The sequence below is a fragment of the Companilactobacillus halodurans genome (assembly GCF_009600985.1).
In the GTDB taxonomy this organism is placed as follows: Bacteria; Bacillota; Bacilli; order Lactobacillales; family Lactobacillaceae; genus Companilactobacillus; species Companilactobacillus halodurans.
Map to the genome: position 1 here is coordinate 1 of NZ_VDFP01000162.1, position 1,303 is coordinate 1,303.

The window sequence follows — 1,303 nt, forward strand, 5'->3', positions numbered from 1 at the left end:
AAAACAAGAGGCATTTTATTTTTATGGTAGAATATTGTAAGTATGAATTAAAAATTTTTAAGGAGGAATTAATCATGAAAAGATATTTGATTAGGTCTGGGATTGCTCCCACCGAAATAAAAAAAGCAGAGGAAATGATTTTGCAAAATCTAATTGGAGGGAATATTGGGAACTTAATATATGCATATAGTATTTATAGAAATTTGATGACAGAAGATGTAGAAATAGTCCCAGATAAATACCGTATTGATGAAAAAGATGCAGATATGATTAATAAATATTATGATGCATATATTATTCCATTAGCTGATGCTTTTAGGGAAACGTTCGTTGAAAATTTAAAAAAATATACGAAATTATTCGAAAAGTTAACAATCCCAGTTATTATAATAGGTGTAGGAGTCAAAGCTCCTATCAATAAACGTATTAAAGATGGATTTTCATTTGATAAAGAAGTTACAGAATTTGTGAAAGCAGTATTAAAACGCTCTAATATGATAGGCGTACGTGGACAAATAACGGCAGATTACTTAAGCTATTTAGGTTTTGTAGAAGGTGTAGATCATACTGTTATAGGTTGTCCTTCTATGTATACATTTGGCAGAGACTTGAAGATAAAAGATTTAAATTTAACTAATAATTCAACTATAGCTTTAAACTCATCAAAACTTTCTCCAGAACATGTTTTGAAATTTATTACAAATGTTTCAAATGATTACCCAGATTATTATTTTATACCTCAATGGATGAAAGAATTTCAAATGACTTACGTTGGTAACGAAAAACTGGGTGAAAATACTGCTTTTTATCCTAATTCTATTGAAGATAGATATTATAAAGAAAATAGAGTTAGATTTCCTTTAAATGCAAAATCATGGATAAATTTTATGGAACAAATGGATTTAGCTGTTGGAGCACGTTTGCATGGTAATATCACAGCAACAATTGCAGGTACTCCAAGTTTATTATTAACGAAAGATGCTAGGATGAAAGAATTAGCAGAGTATCATAACTTAACGCATTTATCTGAAGAGAAACTAAAAGAGGACGTAAAATTAGAAGAAGTTATTAATCAGCTTGATTTTCACTCTCCAGAAAAAGTTCAAGCACAAAATTTTGATCATTTTATTTATTTTCTAGAGAAGAACGGTTTAGATCATATTTATAATTATGATTATTATAAATATCCTCCATTAGATAAAAAAATAGATGCGATTGACTTACCAGAGATGTTAACACCAATTAATGCGTTAGAACCAATTGAAATATCTAATAGATTAATAAATTATACAAAATTAGAAGC

Annotated in this window: 1 protein-coding gene; it reads left to right on the forward strand. The window is 28.3% G+C overall.

Annotated elements, in window-relative coordinates; all coding sequences use genetic code 11:
• Nucleotides 1-74: 74 nt before the first annotated feature.
• Nucleotides 75-1,303, forward strand: a 1,229-nt coding sequence (locus tag FHL06_RS13285; protein ID WP_153387097.1) for a polysaccharide pyruvyl transferase family protein, incomplete at its 3' end; no start/stop codon positions are given.